The 18,410-nt window shown below is 74.3% G+C and carries 16 protein-coding genes; 8 read left to right on the top strand and 8 right to left on the bottom strand.

Annotation, left to right across the window (positions count from 1 at the left end; genetic code table 11):
- Positions 1–68 precede the first annotated feature (68 nt).
- The 3 genes from AB0E62_RS04345 (at position 69) to AB0E62_RS04335 (ending at position 2,049) form a co-directional block, all read left to right on the top strand.
- Positions 69–368 carry an SCO5918 family protein gene (locus AB0E62_RS04345; RefSeq protein WP_362187807.1) on the top strand — a complete coding sequence of 100 codons (300 nt, stop codon included), beginning with the start codon at positions 69–71 and terminating at the stop codon, positions 366–368.
- A gap of 79 nt (positions 369–447) precedes the next feature.
- On the top strand, positions 448–921 hold the full coding sequence (locus AB0E62_RS04340) for a DUF5994 family protein (protein ID WP_362187804.1): 474 nt from the start codon (positions 448–450) through the stop codon (positions 919–921).
- Positions 922–1,035: 114 nt separating this feature from the next.
- On the top strand, positions 1,036–2,049 hold the full coding sequence (locus AB0E62_RS04335; RefSeq protein WP_362187801.1) for a sigma-70 family RNA polymerase sigma factor: 1,014 nt from the start codon (positions 1,036–1,038) through the stop codon (positions 2,047–2,049).
- Positions 2,050–2,070: 21 nt separating this feature from the next.
- Here the strand turns inward: AB0E62_RS04335 and AB0E62_RS04330 are convergent, their stop codons facing one another.
- The 3 genes from AB0E62_RS04330 to AB0E62_RS04320 are packed head-to-tail and all read right to left on the bottom strand — an operon-like array spanning position 2,071 to position 5,400.
- Entirely contained in the window at positions 2,071–3,348 is a 1,278-nt protein-coding gene (locus AB0E62_RS04330) for a hypothetical protein (RefSeq protein ID WP_362187798.1), read from the bottom strand.
- A 57-nt stretch (positions 3,349–3,405) separates the two neighbouring features.
- On the bottom strand, positions 3,406–3,903 hold the full coding sequence (locus tag AB0E62_RS04325; protein WP_362187797.1) for a SigE family RNA polymerase sigma factor: 498 nt from the start codon (positions 3,901–3,903) through the stop codon (positions 3,406–3,408).
- Positions 3,904–3,960: 57 nt separating this feature from the next.
- Positions 3,961–5,400 carry an MFS transporter gene (locus AB0E62_RS04320; RefSeq protein WP_362187795.1) on the bottom strand — a complete coding sequence of 480 codons (1,440 nt, stop codon included), beginning with the start codon at positions 5,398–5,400 and terminating at the stop codon, positions 3,961–3,963.
- A 146-nt stretch (positions 5,401–5,546) separates the two neighbouring features.
- Between AB0E62_RS04320 and AB0E62_RS04315 the strand changes: the two genes are divergently transcribed.
- From AB0E62_RS04315 to AB0E62_RS04305, 3 genes are all read left to right on the top strand, one after another.
- Complete coding sequence (locus tag AB0E62_RS04315; RefSeq protein ID WP_362187793.1) at positions 5,547–6,476, top strand: LysR family transcriptional regulator; 930 nt, start codon at positions 5,547–5,549, stop codon at positions 6,474–6,476.
- A 191-nt stretch (positions 6,477–6,667) separates the two neighbouring features.
- Positions 6,668–8,389 carry a cytochrome c oxidase subunit I gene (gene ctaD / locus AB0E62_RS04310; RefSeq protein ID WP_362187790.1) on the top strand — a complete coding sequence of 574 codons (1,722 nt, stop codon included), beginning with the start codon at positions 6,668–6,670 and terminating at the stop codon, positions 8,387–8,389.
- A complete protein-coding gene (locus AB0E62_RS04305; RefSeq protein ID WP_362187787.1) occupies positions 8,386–8,745 on the top strand; it encodes a cytochrome C oxidase subunit I in 360 nt (119 codons plus the stop codon). The genes ctaD and AB0E62_RS04305 overlap by 4 nt, the downstream gene beginning before the upstream one ends.
- A 21-nt stretch (positions 8,746–8,766) precedes the next feature.
- Here AB0E62_RS04305 and AB0E62_RS04300 read toward each other — a convergent pair whose 3' ends face one another.
- The gene (locus AB0E62_RS04300; protein ID WP_362187784.1) at positions 8,767–9,768 is read right to left on the bottom strand and encodes a L,D-transpeptidase; all 1,002 of its coding nucleotides are present in this window, start codon (positions 9,766–9,768) and stop codon (positions 8,767–8,769) included.
- A gap of 140 nt (positions 9,769–9,908) precedes the next feature.
- On the opposite strand from AB0E62_RS04300, the gene AB0E62_RS04295 reads away from it, so the two are divergent.
- Together AB0E62_RS04295 and AB0E62_RS04290 are read left to right on the top strand one after the other, a co-directional pair.
- Complete coding sequence (locus AB0E62_RS04295) at positions 9,909–10,427, top strand: SigE family RNA polymerase sigma factor (RefSeq protein WP_362187781.1); 519 nt, start codon at positions 9,909–9,911, stop codon at positions 10,425–10,427.
- Positions 10,417–11,097: a L,D-transpeptidase gene (locus tag AB0E62_RS04290; protein ID WP_362187778.1), complete on the top strand. Its 681-nt coding sequence runs from the start codon at positions 10,417–10,419 to the stop codon at positions 11,095–11,097. The genes AB0E62_RS04295 and AB0E62_RS04290 overlap by 11 nt, the downstream gene beginning before the upstream one ends.
- 12 nt (positions 11,098–11,109) lie before the next feature.
- Here AB0E62_RS04290 and AB0E62_RS04285 read toward each other — a convergent pair whose 3' ends face one another.
- The 4 genes from AB0E62_RS04285 to AB0E62_RS04270 form a co-directional block, all read right to left on the bottom strand.
- On the bottom strand, positions 11,110–11,748 hold the full coding sequence (locus AB0E62_RS04285; RefSeq protein WP_362187776.1) for a hypothetical protein: 639 nt from the start codon (positions 11,746–11,748) through the stop codon (positions 11,110–11,112).
- The gene (locus AB0E62_RS04280) at positions 11,745–12,068 is read right to left on the bottom strand and encodes a hypothetical protein (RefSeq protein WP_362187773.1); all 324 of its coding nucleotides are present in this window, start codon (positions 12,066–12,068) and stop codon (positions 11,745–11,747) included. Before AB0E62_RS04280 ends, AB0E62_RS04285 begins: the two co-directional genes overlap by 4 nt.
- 4 nt (positions 12,069–12,072) lie before the next feature.
- On the bottom strand, positions 12,073–17,226 hold the full coding sequence (locus AB0E62_RS04275) for a caspase family protein (protein ID WP_362187770.1): 5,154 nt from the start codon (positions 17,224–17,226) through the stop codon (positions 12,073–12,075).
- 134 nt (positions 17,227–17,360) lie between these two features.
- Entirely contained in the window at positions 17,361–18,308 is a 948-nt protein-coding gene (locus AB0E62_RS04270) for an MIP/aquaporin family protein (protein ID WP_362187767.1), read from the bottom strand.
- Positions 18,309–18,410: the final 102 nt, after the last annotated feature.

The following is an 18,410-nucleotide window of genomic DNA, read 5'->3' as shown; positions in this document are numbered from 1 at the left end:
CGTGACCGACGAGCGGCCCCCGCCCTCGGCGGTCTCATCCCCACCCCGACCGCTCCGCTGGAGGCACCATGCGCTGTGTCATCGCCCGTTTCCCCTTCGACCTGACCAAGTCCGAGGTCGAGCAGTCGATGGAGGGCGTCTCGCCCGAACCCGCCGTCGGCCTCTGCGTGACCGTCGACCGCCGGGTCTACCCGGTCAAGCAGGTCGGGCAGGTCATCACCGGACAGGACCGCCGCGACTTCACGGGCGCCGAGGTGAGCCGGGCGCTGACCCGGCTCGGCTTCACCTGCCACGAGGCCGCGGCGGCCCGCCCGGCGGAGCCCCGCGAGCCCTCCGCGCTTCCCTGGGCGGACAACCCGCTGGCCTGATCCGCACCGCGCCACGACGTCCGCACCGCGCCACGCCACAGACGGGCGGCCTGGGTCCGTCCGGGACGGGATCGTACGCATGGACAGGAACGCAGGCCCCGCCGGCCCTCCCCCGCCGGCCGGGGCGCACACCTACCGGATGCCCCTCCCCCGGCTCACCCTGACCCCGGACGGCGGCCACGGTCCGCTGGACGGGGCCTGGTGGCCGCGCTGCGACGCGCTGGAACTGGAACTGCCGGCCCTGGCCGGCGCCCTGGCCGCCGGTCTCGGCGCGGTCGTGCACGTCACCGTGGACACCGCCGCCTGGCCCGACGCGCCGCACCGGGTACCGGCGCCCGGCCGGTTCATCCGGGTCTCCCTGTCGGCCGTCGTCACCGAGGCGCACACCATCACCCTGGACATCGGCACCGGGGATCACCGGGAACTGCTGGTCGTACCGCCCGGCGAGCCCGCCGACGCGGCGCGCTGGCTGCTGACCACCGCCGCCGATCCGGGCAACGCCCTGACCGCCCCGCACATGCTGGCCCTCGCCGGCGCCACCTGGGAACGCTGAGCCGTCCCGGTCCCCGGCGCGCATCCCGGGGGCCGGGGCGGGTACCCGGCCGTCGCTGGAAGCCCGGGCTCTGGCGCACAGAGCCGAAGCGACAGGAGTCGGAGGCCGGAGACCATGCCTGGTCCGGCACGCACCACCACGGCCGACCCGCGGCAGCGCCGCCGTGCCGCGGCCCGCGCCGCCCGCCCGCGCAGCCGGGTCCCCGAACCCGGCGACGAGGCCGATCTGCTCGGCCAGTACCTGAACCAGATCGCCGCGACCCCCCTGCTCGACGCCGAGGACGAGGTACGGCTGGGCGGGCTCATCGACGCCGGCCGGCAGGCCGCCGAGGACCTGGAACGGGACGGCGCGGACCGGCTCGCGCCGCACCGGCGCCACGAGCTGGAGGCGGCCGTACGGGACGGCCGGCACGCCAAGGACCACATGATCCGGGCCAATCTGCGGCTCGTGGTGTCCATCGCCAAACGGCACGCCCACCGCGGTGTGCCCCTGCTCGACCTGATCCAGGAGGGCAACCTCGGCCTGATGCGGGCCGTGGAGAAGTTCGACCACACCAAGGGCTTCAAGTTCTCCACGTACGCCACCTGGTGGATCCGCCAGGCGATCGAGCGGGGCCTGGCCCAGCACGCCCGTACCGTCCGGCTGCCGATGCACGTCGTGGAGCAGCTGCAGAAGCTGGCCAAGGTCGAACGCCGGCTCCAGCTGCGCGCCGACCGCGAACCGACGGACGACGAGGTGGCACGGGAGAGCGGCCTCGCCGAGGACCGGGTCGCCTGGCTGCGCCGGGTCGGACGGCACACGCTCAGCCTGGACACGCCCGTGGACGACACCGGCGAGACCGTGGTCGGCGACCTCATCCCGGCCACCGACGTCCTCCAGGCGCCCCAGGTCGCCGAGTACCGGGCGCTGGCCGAGGACCTCCGGGACGCGCTGGGCGTGCTGGCCCCGCGCGAGGCCATGATCCTCAGCCTGCGCTACGGGCTGCACGACGGACATCCGCGCACCCTGCAGCAGGTGGCCGAACAGGTCGGGCTGACCCGGGAACGCGTACGCCAGCTGGAGAAGGAGTCGCTCGGCCGGCTCCGGGAGCCGGAGACGGGCGAGCGCCTGCTCGACTGGGCGGGCTGACCGCCCCCCGGCCGCGGGCGCTCAGTCCCTGAAGAACCCCTTGTCGAGCGCGATCTCCCGCAGCAGCTCCAGGCCGAGCGCGGGCCGGGGCCGGGTCACCGGCGCCGCCTCGGCGTAGGAGTTGACCTCGCGGGCCACCACCCGCCGGCCGTCCGGGTACAGCACGTCGACCAGCCACACCTGGGCCGCGCCGCCCTTCTCCGAGTGCCCCCGGACCGTCTTGACCAGGGTCCCGTCGCCCAGCGTCCCGGCCCGGCAGTCACCGGCCACACCGGCGCAGCCCATGTGTCCGGCCAGGGCGTCGGCCATGTCGTACTGGGCGTCGGCCTCGACCATGTTCCGGCCGTGCCCGTCGTCGTACACCAGCTGGACCAGCCCGTCGTCGGCGTGCAGGTCGGTCACGGTGCCGCCGCGCGGCAGGTGGGACTTCAGCACCCGGGTCATCCGGGCCCCGGGCACCGCCCGGCTGCCGGTGCCGGTGCCGGGGGCGCGGGGCGGGGTGGGCAGCGCCGCGAGGGCCTTCTCCCAGCGGGGACTGCGCGCGATGGCGGCCAGCTGGTCGAGGGACAGCAGCGGATCGGCCGCGCCGGAGGCCGCCTTCTCCCCGCCGCCGGCGAACTCCTGCACCGTCACCTCGGTGCCGTCGGCGGCGGTCAGCACGGCGTACCAGCGTTTCTGGCCGGTGTCCCGGCTGGGGTAGGTGAACGACTCGGTGGTGGTCAGCACCGCCCCGCCGGGAAGCTTCTCGGTGGCGCACCGGTCGTACGGGCGCACCTGCACCGGCAGGCAGCCGCCCTGGCCCTGCTGGTCGGCCGGGATGCCGGGCGTGGGCCGGGAGAGGGTGACGTCGAGGGCGGTGGTGCCCCGCGCGGTGGCGTAGGTGAGCTTGGCCATCGGCCAGACGACGGCGTCGCCCGCCTCCGCGTCCCGGCCGACGGTGTCGGAGACGGTGCCGCCGGGCGGGAGCAGACCGGTGAGCGTGCGGATCATCTCCGCGCCGCTGACGAGCGCTCTCCGGTGGGCCGGGGGCTGTCCGGCGGCGGGTGCCTGGCTGCCGGTCCGCAGCCGCTCGGGGGTGCCGTCGCCGTGGCCGCCGAGCGGGCCCATGGCCAGGGCTCCGCCGCCCACGGCGACCACCGCGACGGCCGCGGCGGTGGTGCGGGCGGCCGCGAACAGCCGCTTGCGGCGGCCCCGGCCCACGGAGCGCCGCACCAGGTCGGCGGAGGGGGGCGGGAACTCGCCGGCGGTCCGGCGCAGGGCGCGGGCCAGCCCGGTCTCGAAGTCCTCGTCACGGGACATGCTGGGTCTCCGTTCTTCGGTCGGCCCCGGCGCGGCGCGCCCGGCGGGCCGCGCTCGTCAGGCGGTCAGGTCGGCCAGCTCGGTGCCGAGCACGTCGCGCAGCCGGCGCAGGGCGCGCGTGCTCCGGGTCCGCACGGCGCCCGGCGACAGCCGCAGCGCCTGCGCGGTCTCCTCCACCGAGCGGTCCTCCCAGTAGCGCAGCACCAGCACCGCGCGGTCCCGGGCCGTCAGCCGCGCCAGCCCGTCCAGCAGGGCCATCCGCAGTTCGGCGTCCGGCGCCGGTCCGGCCGAATCGGGCATCCGGTCACTGGGCCGCTCGGTGGAGCTGCGGCGCCGGCGCTGGGAGACGAAGGTGCGCACCAGCACGGTGTCGGCGTAGGCCACCGGGGACTGCGCCCGGTTGATCCGCCGCCACGAGCGGTACATCTTGGCGAGGGTCTCCTGGACCAGGTCCTCGGCGAGGTGCCAGTCGCCGGTGAGCAGGCAGGCCGTGCGGAACAGCGGCCCGCTGCGGGCGACGGCGAACTCCAGGTAGTCCGCGGGTGCTTCCCTCACCGTGTTTTCCTCCCATGGCCGGCGTCATCTCTTACACGCGGTGGGGGAGCGCACGCGTTACACCCGGGACGCGTCCGGTTTCCCCGTGGGCTCCCCCTCCGGCTCTCCCGCGGAGACGGTGGCCCGGCGGGTGCGGGTGCCGAGGACGCTGACGGCGACGGCCACGAGGACCGCCGCGAACGGCACCAGCAGCCCCGCCCGGTAGCCGGCCAGGCGCCCGGCCCCGGCATGGGCGGCGACCGCGGTGACGGCGGACAGACCGAGCGCGGCGCCGAACTGGAAGGCGGTGTAGAGCAGCCCGCCCGCGACTCCCTGTTCGTCCTCCGCGACGCCCTCCGTGGCCGTGATCGTCAGCGGCCCGTACGCCAGCGAGAAGGCCAGGCCGACGAGCAGCAGGCTCGGGAACATCGCCGCGTAGGTCCAGTCCGCGCCCACCGGCAGGAACAGTCCGTAGGCGAGCGCCGCGAGGAGCAGGCCGCCGGTGATCACCCGGGCGTTGCCGAAGCGCCTGACGAGGCGCGGGGTGAGGGTCGGGGACAGCACCGCGTCGATGCCGGCCACCAGCATCGCCAGGCTGGTCCGGAGCGTGGACCAGCCGCGCAGTTCCTGGAGGTAGAGCACGACGAGGAACTGGAAGCCGAAGAAGGCGGCGGCGAACAGCAGCGCCATGAGGTTGGCCCGGACCAGGGGGCCGCTGCGCAGGAGGCCGAGGCGCACGAGGGGTTCGGGGGACCGCCGTTCGATCAGGACGAAGACCCCGAGGAGCGCCAGTCCGGCCAGCAGCGTGCCCGCGGTGACGGCGGCGCCGGTGTGGGCGGCCCGTTCGACGCCCAGCACGATCAGCACCAGGGCGGCGGTCACGGTGAGCGCGCCCGCCGTGTCCACGCGCCGCCCGGACCGCTCGGGGCGCGCCTGGCGGGGGACGCACACGACGGCCGCGGCCAGGATGACGGCGGCGAGCAGGACCGGTGCGAAGAACACCCACCGCCAGTGCACGGCGGTCAGCAGCCCGCCGGCGACCAGGCCGACGGTGAAACCGCCCGCGGCGGTGCCCGAGTAGACGAGCAGCGCCTTGTCCCGCTCGGGGCCCTCGGCGAAGCCGGTGGTGACCAGGGACAGCCCCGCCGGGGTCATGAAGGCCGCGGCGACGCCCGTGACGAACCGGGCGAGAATCAGTGTCCAGCCCTCCCCGGCCAGGCCGCCGAGCCCCGAGAACAGCAGGAACACGGTGAGCCAGAGCACGAACATCCGCCGCCGCCCGAACAGGTCGGCCGCCCGGCCGCCGAGCAGCATGAAGCCGCCGTAGCCGAGGACGTAGGCGCTCATGACCCATTGCAGCTCGCCCGTGGACATCCCGAGGTCGGAACGGATCGACGGCAGGGCCACGTTGAGCATGGCGATGTCGATGCCTTCGAGGAAGATCGCGCCGCACAGCACGAGCAGGACGCCCCAGCGGCGGGCGTCCGGCCCGGCCGTGGCACGGGGGGTGGTGACCACGATGAACTCCTCCCGGAGCAAAGGGTTTCGGCGGTGCGTCCAGCCTTCGCCGGGAGCCGTGCGGGAACAACAGCGATGATCGCTACGTTCGTTCAGCCAGGCTTACCGATCGACGCCGATCCCCGCCCGCGGCCCCGGAGACCTACGTGGACCACAACGAACTCGCCTGCTTCCTCGTCCTCGCCGAGGAACTGCACTTCGGCCGCACCGCCGCCCGGCTGCGACTGTCCCGGGCCCGGGTGAGCCAGCTCGTCCAGCGGCTCGAACGGCGCGTCGGCGCGCCCCTGTTCGTGCGCACGAGCCGGCGGGTGGCCCTCACCGACCTGGGCAGCGGGCTGCGCGCGGAGCTGGAACCGCACTACCGCGGCATCCAGGACGCGCTGGCGCACGCCGTGGCCGCGGCGCGTGCCTCGGAGGGCGTCCTGCACGTCGGCTTCTCCACCCCGCTGGCGGGGGAACTCGTGCTGAAGACGGCCGAGCTGCTGCGCGCCGCCCGCCCCGCCCTCGCCGTCGAGGTGTGCGAGGTGCCGCTCGGCGATCCGTACGGACTGCTGCGCAGCGGCTACTACGACGTCCAGCTGACTGACTACTCCGCGTACGGCGACGATCTGCGCCAGGGGCCCGCCCTGCTCACCGAGGGCCGGGTGCTCGCCGTGGCGGCGGGCCATCCGCTGGCCGGGCGCGCCGCGGTGACCCCGGAGGACCTGGCCGGTGTCACCCTGCTGACCGTCGAGGGCGACCTCCCGGAGCACTGGCGTCGGCACCGGCAGCCAATCCGCACCCCCGGCGGCCGGCCGGTCCCGCAGGGGCCGTCCGTCACCAGCCTCCAGGAGGCGCTGACCCTCGTCGCCGGCGACCGGGGCGCCCTGCTGACGGCGGCCCACATCGCCGTCTACCACGGCCGGCCCGGCGTCTCGTACGTGCCGGTCGAGGGCGAGGAGCCGCTGCGCTACGGCGTGCTGTGGCGGGCCGGTGACGCGAACGGCGCCGTACGTCTCTTCGCCGCCCTCGCCCGCGAGGCCGCACGGGACACCCCGGTGCCCTCGCTCCCCGCCCGCCGGATCCGGGCGGCCTGAGGGCACCCCGGCCGACGCCGCCCGGACCCGCCGCGGCGGCCGGTCCGTTGCTGCGTCCGGGTGTATCCCTCACCCGGACGGCCGCACACCGGCCCCCCGGGGACCCCCCGGCGCGCGTCCGGACGGTGAGGATGGCGGGTGGACCGCCGTCACCGCACGGGCGGACGCGAGCATCGGGAGACGGACGACTTGTGAGCATCCTGAACGAACCCCAGGGCGGAGGCGCGGCAGCCGAGGACTCGTACGAGAACGAGCTGCCGCTGCGGCGCAAGCAGCCCGGCAATGTCGTGGTGAAGTGGCTGACGACCACCGACCACAAGACGATCGGCACGCTGTATCTGACGACGTCGTTCGCGTTCTTCCTGGTCGGCGGGGTGATGGCGCTGCTGATGCGCGCCGAGCTGGCCCGTCCGGGGCTGCAGATCATCTCCAACGAGCAGTTCAACCAGATGTTCACGATGCACGGCACCGTGATGCTGCTGATGTTCGCCACCCCGCTGTTCGCCGGGTTCACCAACTGGATCATGCCGCTGCAGATCGGCGCGCCCGACGTGGCCTTCCCCCGGCTGAACATGTTCGCCTACTGGCTGTACCTGTTCGGCTCGCTCATCGCGGTCGGCGGCTTCCTCACCGCGAACGGCGCGGCCGACTTCGGCTGGTTCGCCTACACCCCGCTGTCGGACGCCACCCGCACCCCCGGGCTCGGCGGCAACCTGTGGATCCTGGGCCTGGCCTTCTCCGGCTTCGGCACGATCCTCGGCGCCGTCAACTTCATCACCACGATCGTCTGCATGCGCGCCCCCGGCATGACCATGTTCCGCATGCCGATCTTCACCTGGAACGTGCTGCTGACCGGTGTGCTGGTCCTGCTGGCCTTCCCGGTGCTGGCCGCCGCGCTGTTCGCCCTCGCGGCCGACCGCATCTTCGGCGCCCACGTCTACGACCCGGCCAACGGCGGGCCCCTGCTGTGGCAGCACCTTTTCTGGTTCTTCGGCCATCCCGAGGTCTACATCATCGCCCTGCCGTTCTTCGGGATCGTCACCGAGGTCATCCCGGTCTTCGCCCGCAAGCCGATCTTCGGCTACATGGGCCTGGTCGCCGCGACGATCGCCATCGCCGGCCTGTCCGTGACGGTGTGGGCCCACCACATGTACGTCACCGGCGGGGTGCTGCTGCCCTTCTTCTCCTTCATGACCTTCCTCATCGCGGTGCCGACCGGGGTGAAGTTCTTCAACTGGATCGGCACCATGTGGAAGGGCTCGCTCTCCTTCGAGACACCGATGCTGTGGGCGGCCGGGTTCCTCGTGACGTTCCTGTTCGGCGGGCTGACCGGCGTCATCCTGGCCTCGCCGCCCATGGACTTCCACGTCTCCGACTCGTACTTCGTCGTCGCCCACTTCCATTACGTGGTCTTCGGCACGGTCGTCTTCGCGATGTTCGCCGGCTTCCACTTCTGGTGGCCCAAGTTCACCGGCAAGATGCTCGACGAACGCCTCGGAAAGATCACCTTCTGGACCCTGTTCGTCGGCTTCCACGGCACCTTCCTGGTCCAGCACTGGCTGGGCGCCGAGGGCATGCCCCGCCGCTACGCCGACTACCTGGCCTCCGACGGCTTCACCGCGCTGAACACGCTGTCGTCCATCAGTTCCTTCCTGCTCGGCCTGTCGATGCTGCCGTTCCTCTACAACGTGTGGCGGACGGCGAAGTTCGGCACCCCGGTCGGCGTGGACGACCCGTGGGGCTACGGCCGCTCCCTGGAGTGGGCCACGTCCTGCCCGCCGCCACGGCACAACTTCGTCACCCTGCCCCGCATCCGCAGCGAGTCCCCGGCCTTCGACCTGCACCACCCGGACATCGCGGCGCGGGAGCAGGAGGGCTACGAGATCGCCACCAGCGACCGGCCCCGCGGATGAGCGGCCTGCGCAAGCGGGGGACCGGAGCGGGCGGCGACCTCGGCAACGAGGTCGAGGGCTATCTGCTGTGGCAGGCCCGCGTCGCGGAGGCGGAGCAGCGCGCCCGCGAGTTCACCGGCCCCCTGGACTGGCTGACCACGGCCCAGCGCGAGGAGGTCGAGCGGCAGTACACCGCCGACAGCCTGCGCCGGGCCCGCGCCGACCTGGAGCGCGTCGCGGCCCGGTGCGTGTCGCTGCGGGCCGAGTACGAACACCGCTACCAGGAGCTGCGGCGGCGCTGCCTGGCCGTGGTGCTCGCGGTGGTCGCGGTGTGCGCGGGCTGCACCGCGCTGGCCGCGCTGCTGCTCGCCTTCTGACCCCCGCCGCGTCTCAGCGCCTCAGCGCGCGTCGCCGCCGTGCCGGGTCGCGCTGCCGGCCAGCCACTCGGACCAGGTGAGGTTCCAGTCGCCGTAGCCGTTGCCGGGCTCCACGGTGTCCTTGGAGCCGGTGACACGGATGACGTCACCGGGAATCACCCGCCGGTAGAAGCGCTCGGCGGTGCCGTCGGTGGCCAGGCCGACACAGCCGTGGGTGACGTTGGCCCGGCCGGCGTACGTGTTCGCGTTGGGGTTCTGGTGGACGTAGGTGCCGGACGTGGTGGTGTGCACGGCCCAGGCGTAGTAGCCGTGGTAGGCGTCGCCGAGGCCGACGGTCCGGGAGTCCATGTAGACCCTGGGCTGCTTGTCCATCACGACCATCGTGCCGTTCCAGGTGTCCAGGCCGGGGCGGCCGGCGGTGACCGGGACGCGGGTGGCGGGCCGGCCGTCCTCCGTGACGGTCATCGTGTGGGTGCGCACGTCGACGGTCGCGGTCAGGGAGCGGCCGACGGAGAAGTGCCGTACGGCGTGGCTGCCGACGCGCAGCGTGACGCGGGTGCCGGGCTTCCAGTAGGCGGGCGGCCGGTAGTCGACGCGCTGGCCGTCGAGCAGGTTGCGGTCCTTCACCCAGCTCCAGGCGCCCGTGACGGCGGGCCGGGTGCCGACCCCGAGCCAGTGCTCCACCGCCGCCCGCTCGGAGCGCGGCACCGGGTGCGGGAAGGTGACGGATATCGGCATGCCGACGCCCACGGTGGCCCCCTCGCCGACGTTGACCTCCGCCCCGGCCAGCGCGGCCGGCTCGGGGACGGCGGGCGCGGTGGGGCGGGGCGCGGCGGACGCGCGGGCGCCGGACGGGGCGGCCGGCCCGACGGCGGCCGTGGAGGTGGTGGACGCGCAGCCGGTCGCCGCGAGCGCCAGCGCGCAGGCCGCCGCCAGGGCACCGGCGACGGTTCTCGGACGGTGGACGGCCGGGCGGGCCGACGGGTCGTGCGGGATGCGTGAGCGATGCGCGTGCGTGGACACGGAGGTTCCCCCCTGGGATGCGTACGGACATCGTCTGTACGCACCGCGCGGCGCCCCGGTTGCACCGGTACGGGGAAAGATTTCCGGCCCCCCGCCCGCCGTAGGATGCACCTCTCCAAGAGGGGGAGCACGGGGGCGTGATGACGGAGGAGGAGTTCGACACCTTCTACACGGCTGCCTTCCCCCGGCTGGTGGGGCAGCTGTACGCCTTCACCGGCGACCACGCCGAGGCGCAGGACGTCGTCCAGGAGGCGTTCGTACGGGCCTGGGACCGGCGGACGTCGTTCGACGCGGCCGAGGCCCCGGAGGCGTGGATCCGCACGGTGGCCACCCGGCTCGCGGTCAGCCGCTTCCGGCGTGCCCGGCGCTGGCTGGAACTCGTCCGCAAGGACACTCCCCGGGACCAGGTGCCGGGCCCCGGACCGGAACACGTCGCCCTGGTCGCCGCGTTGCGCGCGCTGCCCCCGGCGCAGCGGCTGGCCGTGGTGCTGCACCACGTGTGCGACCTGAGCGTGGAGCAGATCGCCGCGGAGACCGGCGCGCCCGCCGGCACGGTCAAGGCACGGCTGGCCCGGGGCCGCGCCGCGCTCGCCCGCCGGCTGTCGCCCGAGGAGTCCGGGACCATGACCGGGACGAAGGAGGCCACGCATGCTCCCTGACCCGACGGACCCGGCCGCGCCCGGGGAGAGCGCCGACCGGCTGACGCACGCGCTGCGCGAGGTCGCCGGGCAGGGCCGGCGGCCCGCGCCCGGCCCGGGCGCCGCCGTCCGCCGCCGGGCCGTGCTGCGCCGCCGCGCCCGCCGGGCCGGGCTGGTGTCGGCGGGCCTCGCCGTCGCGGGCGCGGCCGTCCTCACCGCCACGGCCCTGCTGGACGGCGGCGGACGGCCGGCGCCCCCGCCCGCCGCGACCGCCTCCACGACCGCCCCGGCGCCGCCCCCCTCCCCCGATGCCGACACCGCCGTCGACGACATCCGGATCGACCTGTCCGCGCTCGAACTGCGGGCAGGCGGGCGGACGTTCCCCATCTCCGCGCCCGGCATGAACCGGCCGTTCCGCGGCGATGCGGTCGCCCGGGTCACCGAACGCCTGCGGCACGCCCGGTTCAGCGCCTCGCCGACGGGCGACATCGAGCGGCACGACTGGGTGATCGCCTTCAGCGGCCCCGAGCGCGAGCCGCACTTCCTCTACGGCACCGCCGCCGCCACCGACGTCCCCGGGCGCCGCCCGTCCACGCTGAGCGTGATCGGGCTGCGCACCGCCGACGCCCGCTGGCTGTACGAGCACACCGCCGTCGGCGTCCGGGTCACGATCACCGGCAGCGGCACCTGACCGGCCGGGCGGTCAGCAGGCGGTGGCCGGGGCCACGCTCACCGCGTCGCGTTCCCAGGTGAGATGGCGGACCGTGACGGCTCCCTTGCCGCCCTTCGGCTCGATCCTCACGGTGACGCCGCTGCCGTCGGCCGCGAGGAGCTCGCCGCACAGGGCCTCCCCCCGGGTGTGCACCCGGACCGTGGGCACCGGGTCCTCCGGCCCGGGCGCCACCCAGGTGAGCAGGATCCCGGCGGCGGTGGCCAGTACGCCGGCGACGGCCGCCCAGCGCGCGGCGCCGATCCGCGCCGCGATCCGGTCCAGCTCCCGTTCCTCCCACTCCAGGAGCCTCGCGGCATGGGCGTACCGCAGCTCGTCACCGGGCCGGCCGTGCGCGGCGGACACGGCGAGGAAGGCGGCGCCGAGCAGCAGCACCAGCCCGGCCGCCACCAGCGCGACGACCGCCGTACGGCAGCCGCCGGGGAGTTCGGCGACGTTCTCCCGGCCCTTGAGGACCAGTACCGCGGCCAGCAGCCCGGTGGCGGCGCCGAGGAAGTTCCGCCAGCCCTCCGCCTGCGCCCGCGCGATCCCCAGCTGGTCGTGCGCCATCGCGTCCAGCCGCTGCTGGGCGCGCTCCAGTTCCTCGGGCTCGTATCCGCGCGCCGGTGTCATGCGCCGGTGCCCGGCCGGCGCACGGCCACCCACTTGGCCCCGCAGCCGCCGTTCTCGTGCGCGTCCCCGGGGTGCGGCAGCCGGCACCGGCAGCGCATGTAGACCTCGTCCGGCACCTCGTCCCGCGCGGCCGTCCTGCGCAACGGCCCCTTGGCGACCGTGCCGGGCCTGATGTCCGGCACCGGGTGGCTGGTCGCGCCGCGGCAGGCCGGGCACGTGCCGGTGATGACGAGCCGCCCGCCGGAGAAGTCCCAGCGAAATCCCGTCTGGTCCGGCAGGTGCCGGGACTCGAAGGGCTTGGGGTCGTGGTCGTGCGTCACGCGGTCAGCTCCTCTCGTGCGGCGGCAGACGGAACCCGAACAGCGGCGCGTAGTCGGCCAGCCGCGCGCGCACCTCGTCCACCGTCAGCTCCGTCTCCTCCGCGGCCAGTTCCAGGTGGCCCGCGCCGACCTCGCCCGACAGCACGGGGTCCCTGCCGGTGAGCCGGGCGGTGAGCAGTACGACGTCCCGCCAGTCGGGAACGCGGTCGCAGCCGGGCTCCGGGTACGGCAGCTCCAGCCCGAGCCCGGTGAACGGCCCGAGCCGCCGGTACGTCTCCCGCAGCCCCTCCCCGAGCCGGGCCGCGGCGACGACCAGGCCGAGCGGGGGGAGGGTCCAGGAGTCGTCCAGGCAGGACTGGAGGAGGGCGAGTTCGGCGGCGGTGTCGCGTTCTCCGGGTTCGGCCGGGGGCGTGAAGCCCGGGCGCACCGGGACGGTGGGGGCGCCGAGGGGGGCGTAGGCGTTGAGTTCGGCGGCGGCGGTGCGGAGGTCGATGCCGTGATTGTCGGCGAAGACGGTGAGGAGTCTCAGCGGGATGAACGACCGCCACCTGCCGTGGGGGCTCAGTACATCCTGCACGAAGTCGTCCGGGTGCAGGAGGGCGGTCTCCTCGGGCACTTCGGGCACCTCGAAGCCGTAGCCGAGCGCCTGGCTCCGCACCTGCTCCGCGATGGTGCCGATGCTCGTCTGGAAGGCGTCGGCCAGCACCACCAGCGCTACCGTCCGCAGCCGGTCGTCACGACCGACGTACCCCGCCAGCGTGGGGAACGCCGTCCCCCGTCGGCGGGCGGTCTTCCTCCCGGCGTCAAACGGCCCTACGGGCGCGGGCCTGGCGTACCAGGCGCGAGCCAGCTCGGCCGTCCGGCGCTCGACCAGACCCGCGTCGGCCAGTACGTCGACGACGGCGAGGTGCCGGGACACCGCGACGGAGTCCCCCAGTCTCTCGAAGACCCTCAGCAGTTCCCAGGGGGTCATCTCACGGTCCGCCGCACCGAGCAGCTGCGGCGGCAGGGGACCGCACCACGTGGGCGGCGTGAACGAGGCGAGCGGGCCCGGGTCCACCACCTCGACGCCCAGCGGGGCCGCCCAGCCGGTCAGCCAGGACGCCGTGGCCCCGACCGACTCCTCGCGCCGGGCGGCCAACCGGACCAGGTGCCGCAGGCCGATCGGGTCGGGAGGCAGAAACGGGGGCTTCGCGTCCAGGTCGCGGCTGAGCGCGGCGAGTTGTGACTCGTCCAGCAGGTACGGCAGCTCCGGCCCGGTGAGCCGGTAACCGAGGGGGGAGAAACGGCGGACGACCGCCTCGATCTCCGCCGGCGGGATACCGGTGTCCAGGGCTCGCCGGACAACGTCCAGCGGCCGCACGAGGGCGGGCAGCGACGGAGGACTGTTGAAGATCGTCTTGCTCGACACGTCCGCCACCAGGACGCGGCGTTCCCGCGCGTCCACGCGATGGGAACCGAGCCCCTCCAGGTCCGGCAGCGCGGGAAGCGACGGATCGAGACGCGACAGCCGGGCGAACAGCTCCGCCAGGACGCCCAGGCTCACCTTCTCCCTGGCGGACACCCGCACCAGCACCTGCCGGAGCGCCTGTTGTCCGGCCGGGTCCGGCTCCGTCTCACCACGTTCGGCCTCCTTCGTGTACTCCCCGTACAGCGTGGCCATCAGAGGCTCGGGCACGAAATCCGCCAGGGCACGGACGTCCGCCACCTCCGGAACGCGCACCCCCATGACGGCGTACCGGCGCAGACACCGGATCATCTCCCGTAGCGCGAGTCCGGTGTCCGCGGCGGCACGCAGCGGACCCGTGAAGGGCCCGAGCGGTGTTTCGGCGAACAGAGCGGCGTCGAGGGGCGCGGGCCGTGGCAGACCGGGTGGCGTGGGCAGCGGCAGCGAGACCCGTCCGACGCCCAGCACGCCGGAGCGCCACGCCTCGAAGAACCGCATGTCAAGGCCGGTGTCCAGGCCGATGGGCGGGAACTCCAGTCCGAGTATGTCGTTGTCGACGGGCAGGCAGCCCACGTCCCGCAACGCGACCACCCGTCGTTCACCGTCCCAGACGTCGCGCCCCCGCTGGACCGGTACCGACACCCGCACATCGTGCGCCATCAGCTCCCCGAGGACGTCCTGGGCGAGTCGGGGCCAGGACTTGGTGAGTCTCCACAGCCACTCCAGCGGGAAGGGCTGCCACGCCGAGCGGACCAGTGCGGGGACGGCTTCCTTCAGGTCCTCCTCCACGCGACGCTCGTCGTACCCGAGGAAGCGGTTGCGGTCGACGCTCAGCTCGGGCCGGTGCCTGCCGCGCAGGTTGATCACGTATCCCTCGGGGCGCACGGCCCTGGAGACCAGCAGCCCGTCCGCCAGCAGCATGCCCTCGCCCCGCACCCACCAGACGCCCTCGGTGGCGGCGATGCGCGCGCCCGGCACGGAGGAGTCGCCGTACAGCTCCCCCGGCTGCCACTCCGCCGGATCGCCGTCGTACTCCGTGGCCGTCACCCTTACCGGGCTGACCCACAGGAACTCCCGCAGGGCCGCGATCAGTGACGGGCGGCCCTCGTCCCGTTCCTCGGGATCGTCGTGCAGGTACAGACGTACCCGGGTGCCGCCGCCGAGCAGTTCGCCGTACTCGCGGACCAGGTGCATCAGGCCCGAGCCGGCGGTGACGCCGGCCCGGTGGCCGTCCAGGGCCAGGCCGGACGTGTTGACCGGGCGGGTGGTCACCTCGATCTCCTCGGCCAGCATGAAGTAGCTGAACACGCCGATGCCGAACCGGCTGTTGAGTTCCGTGGTGACGCCCCGGCGGCGCCAGCGGCGCATCTCCCGCATGCGGGCCGCGGACTGTTCGGAGCGGCGGCCGGCCTGGGCGAACAGGTCCCGCAGTTCCTCGGCCGTCATGCCGACGCCGTTGTCCTCGCACTGGATGTAGGTGCGGCCGGTGTCCGGGTCGGTGCCCTGGGTGAAGACGATGTGGCTCCCGTCGAGCTGCTCCCGCTCCGTGCGGGCACCGGCCGCCGGGGCGTGTTCGGCGTACCGGCGCCGGGCCTGGCGGACCCGGCAGGCGTCGAGGGCGTTCTGGTACAGCTCCCGCACCGCCAGCATCCGGTCGCCGTACAGCTGGGTGCCCATGATGAGCGGCTTGACCTCGTCCTCGGCGAGCCGGAACCGGGGCGGGGGCTTGTCGAAGCCGCGGTTGCGCGGCAGCAGGCCCTCCGTCTTGACCAGCTGGGGCAGGCCGTACAGGAGGTCGCCGGGGCGCAGGGCACCCTGGGCACGGCGGGTGGCGTCCGAGACGGCGGCGATCCGGGTGGCGAGCCGGTCCAGCGCGGTGAACAGGGCCGGGCCCGAGCACTTGAACACCAGCCGCCAGACGGTGCCCGGGGCGGGGCCGGGCGTCCCGTTCCCCGGCGGCCAGGCACCGCCGGCGGGCCGGAAGCCGTCGTTCGCGGCGATCTCCTCCTTGATGCCCGCCGGCCGGACCTGGGTGGGTGCGCGCGGGCCGAGGTGGTCGACCAGGACGCCGTCGAGCTGACGGGGGTCGATCGCGAGGAGTCCGGCGAGGTGCAGCAGGGTGGCCAGCTCACGGGGGCGCCAGCTCCACCGGTCCGCCTCTCCGCACAGGTAGGCGCACAGGTCGGTGTCCCAGGGCGCGCCGTCCGGGGCGACGGTGCCGGCCGGGGTGCCGGTGCCCAGCTGGGAGACGACGTGGACGACGGCGCGCCGCAGCACACCGCGCTCCTCGGTGCCCAGGGTGAGGCCGGCCGCGCTCTCCGCCGCCCGCACCAGCAGGTCGACCGCGGCGCGCAGGCTGTCCAGCTCGGCGTCCCCGCGCTGCTCCCACAGCAGGTCCCAGTCGGCGAGGAAGCGGTGCCGCAGCCAGTACTCGGCGCTGCGCGCGTCGGCCTCGTGCCCGCGGCGCAGCAGGGTCCGGCGGGTGGCCTCGATCTGCCGGTGGGCGCGCCGCACGTCGGCCATGTCCCGGTCGAGATGGGCCGGGAAGCTGTCCTCGGGCAGCTCGCGCGCCGGGGCGGCGTGGTCCGGGCCGTCGCCGTGCAGGGTGCGCAGCGCGGCCAGGCCGCAGGACAGCGCGGCCTCGCGCAGGAACGGCGCGCCGAGGAGCACCACGGTCTCGATCAGGCTGAGCCGGGCGCCCGCGGCCTCCACGAGGTGGTCGAGGCGTTCGATGAGCCGTCGCGGCACGAGCGGGTCGTCCCACGGGTCGGCCTCCGGCTCGCGCAGCGCGCGCAGCGCGACGGTCTTCGTCACGACCTGCGACAGCTGCTCCTTGGCCCGGCCGCGCTGGGCGGGCGTGGTGCCGTCGGTCCGCTCCCACAGGGCGGACCGCAGGACGGCGTCCGTCCAGGGGCCGGCCGACTCGATGGCCTCGCACAGCACCGCGTCGGCGTGCGCGCCGCCCGACAGGTCCTCGCCCAGCCACCGGCTGCTGACCGTGGGCGGCCTGCGGTGGGTGTAGCCGGCCGCGATCTCCTCCGCGCGCCGCTTCACCCGCTCGATCACCTGCCGGAAGGTGCGGGCGGAGGACTCCGGGGCCAGGGTCTCGCTCAGGGCCATCGCCAGGACGCTGCCGGCGTCGGGGTGGCCCAGGGCCTCCTCGCCGGGGGAGCAGGCGCTCAGCAGGACGACGTTGTCCCAGGGGCGGCCCATCGTCAGCGTGTCGAAGGCGGGCGGCGGGACGTCTCCGCCGCTGCGGCAGGCGTCCAGGCACAGCATCACCGTGGCGCTGGAGCGCAAGGGGGCGAGCAGTTCGTCGGGGGCCACCTCGATGAGGCCGTGCGGGCCGAGGGTGCGCTCGCCGGCGCGGCCCCAGCCGGCGCGGATGTCGCTGGGGACGAGGTAGTCCTTCTCGCCGGAGCGGACGCCGTGGCCGGTGAAGTAGACGAGACCGGTGTCGCCGTCCTCCAGGGAGTTCAGGAACCGGCCCAGTTCGTCACGGATGCCGCCCTCGCCGGTGGCGTCCTCGTCGTCGAGCACGGTCACGTGCTCCGGACGGTAGCCGCTGCGCAGCAGGGTGGCGCGCAGGGTCGCGGCGTCCTTGGCGGTGAAGGGCAGGCCCGGGAACCGGCCCTTCAGCTCCTCCACCCGCTCCAGCTGCGGATAGCCGGGCACCGCGATCAGCAGGGCCCGCCGTCGCCCGGCGGTCATCGTGCCTACTCCCCTCGCCCGGCGGCGAGTTGACTCCCCGTCATGGATGGAGCGCGATTATCGCAGACGTACGGTCCGGGGGAGAGGGGTCACGGGGTTTCCAACGGGCGGGCAGGGACGCGAGGGCCGGTGCCTCACTCCTCGGGGCGGGTCCGCGCCGGCATGGAGCGGCCCGGCGGGGGGAGCTGGGCCAGCTCGCTGCGGGTGAGCAGGACGTCGCCGATGAAGAGGTCGTACAGCAGGATGCCGAGCGCGCCGCCGATCAGCGGGCCGACGATCGGGATCCACCAGTAGCCGCTGAAGGCGCCGGACACGCTGCCCGGGAACGCCAGGCTGCCCCAGCCGGCCGCGTAGGTGAGCAGGCGGGGGCCGAAGTCGCGGGCCGGGTTGATGGCGTAGCCCGCGTTGGCGCCGTAGGACATGCCGATGGCGGCGACGACGAGACCGACGACCAGGGGGCCGAGGTTGGCCCGCACGGCCTGGTTGCGCAGGTCGTTGACGGCGGCGATCAGCATCAGCAGGAACGCCGTGCCGACGATCTGGTCGATCAGCGGGCCCCAGACACCGCCGTGGAAGTAGGGGGCCGGGAAGGTGGCGAAGATGGAGAACGTGGTGTTCGTGTGCCCGTTCACCTTCGGTCCGGCCACGGTGCGGTCGAAGGCGCTGATCGCGTCGTGGTAGACGAGGTAGACCAGCGCCGCGCCGGTGAGGGCGCCGACGACCTGGGCGAACCAGTACGGCAGCACCTTGGCCCAGGAGAAGCCCCGGCGCAGGGCCATGGCCAGGGTCACCGCCGGGTTGAGGTGGGCACCGCTGACGCCGCCGGCGACATAGACGCCGAACATGACGGCGAACGCCCAGCCCCAGGCGATGAGCAGCCAGTCGCCGGCCGCCAGGAAGATCGTGGTGGTGGTGGCGGCCCGGCCGGAGCCGGGCAGCGCGGCGACCGCCATGGCGACCACGCCGCAGCCGAAGGAGATGAGGACGAAGGTCCCGAAGAACTCCGCCAGGCACTCGCCCAGCAGACCGCCCCGGCTTCTGAGCCGGGACGTCTTGACGAGCGGAGGGATGTCCACAGCCATGGAGGCCCCCTTAGAAGGAGCAATGCGGCCAATGTCACCATATTGGCCCACAACGTCACTCCCCGCAGGGCGAGTACTCCCCGGCCACCCGCAAGGACGACC

Source organism: Streptomyces sp. NPDC038707 (assembly GCF_040636485.1).
Classification (GTDB): Bacteria; Actinomycetota; Actinomycetes; order Streptomycetales; family Streptomycetaceae; genus Streptomyces.
This window is presented reverse-complemented; position numbering and strand designations above follow the sequence as displayed.

Excerpts from the sequence above, each read along its gene's own strand:
- AB0E62_RS04275 (WP_362187770.1), bottom strand. The coding sequence starts at position 17,226 with ATGACCGCCGGGCGACGGCGGGCCCTGCTGATCGCGGTGCCCGGCTAT.
- AB0E62_RS04345 (WP_362187807.1), top strand. The coding sequence starts at position 69 with ATGCGCTGTGTCATCGCCCGTTTCCCCTTCGACCTGACCAAGTCCGAG.
- AB0E62_RS04340 (WP_362187804.1), top strand. The coding sequence starts at position 448 with ATGGACAGGAACGCAGGCCCCGCCGGCCCTCCCCCGCCGGCCGGGGCG.
- AB0E62_RS04290 (WP_362187778.1), top strand. The coding sequence starts at position 10,417 with ATGCTCCCTGACCCGACGGACCCGGCCGCGCCCGGGGAGAGCGCCGAC.
- AB0E62_RS04295 (WP_362187781.1), top strand. The coding sequence starts at position 9,909 with ATGACGGAGGAGGAGTTCGACACCTTCTACACGGCTGCCTTCCCCCGG.
- AB0E62_RS04335 (WP_362187801.1), top strand. The coding sequence starts at position 1,036 with ATGCCTGGTCCGGCACGCACCACCACGGCCGACCCGCGGCAGCGCCGC.
- AB0E62_RS04330 (WP_362187798.1), bottom strand. The coding sequence starts at position 3,348 with ATGTCCCGTGACGAGGACTTCGAGACCGGGCTGGCCCGCGCCCTGCGC.
- AB0E62_RS04270 (WP_362187767.1), bottom strand. The coding sequence starts at position 18,308 with ATGGCTGTGGACATCCCTCCGCTCGTCAAGACGTCCCGGCTCAGAAGC.
- AB0E62_RS04285 (WP_362187776.1), bottom strand. The coding sequence starts at position 11,748 with ATGACACCGGCGCGCGGATACGAGCCCGAGGAACTGGAGCGCGCCCAG.
- AB0E62_RS04305 (WP_362187787.1), top strand. The coding sequence starts at position 8,386 with ATGAGCGGCCTGCGCAAGCGGGGGACCGGAGCGGGCGGCGACCTCGGC.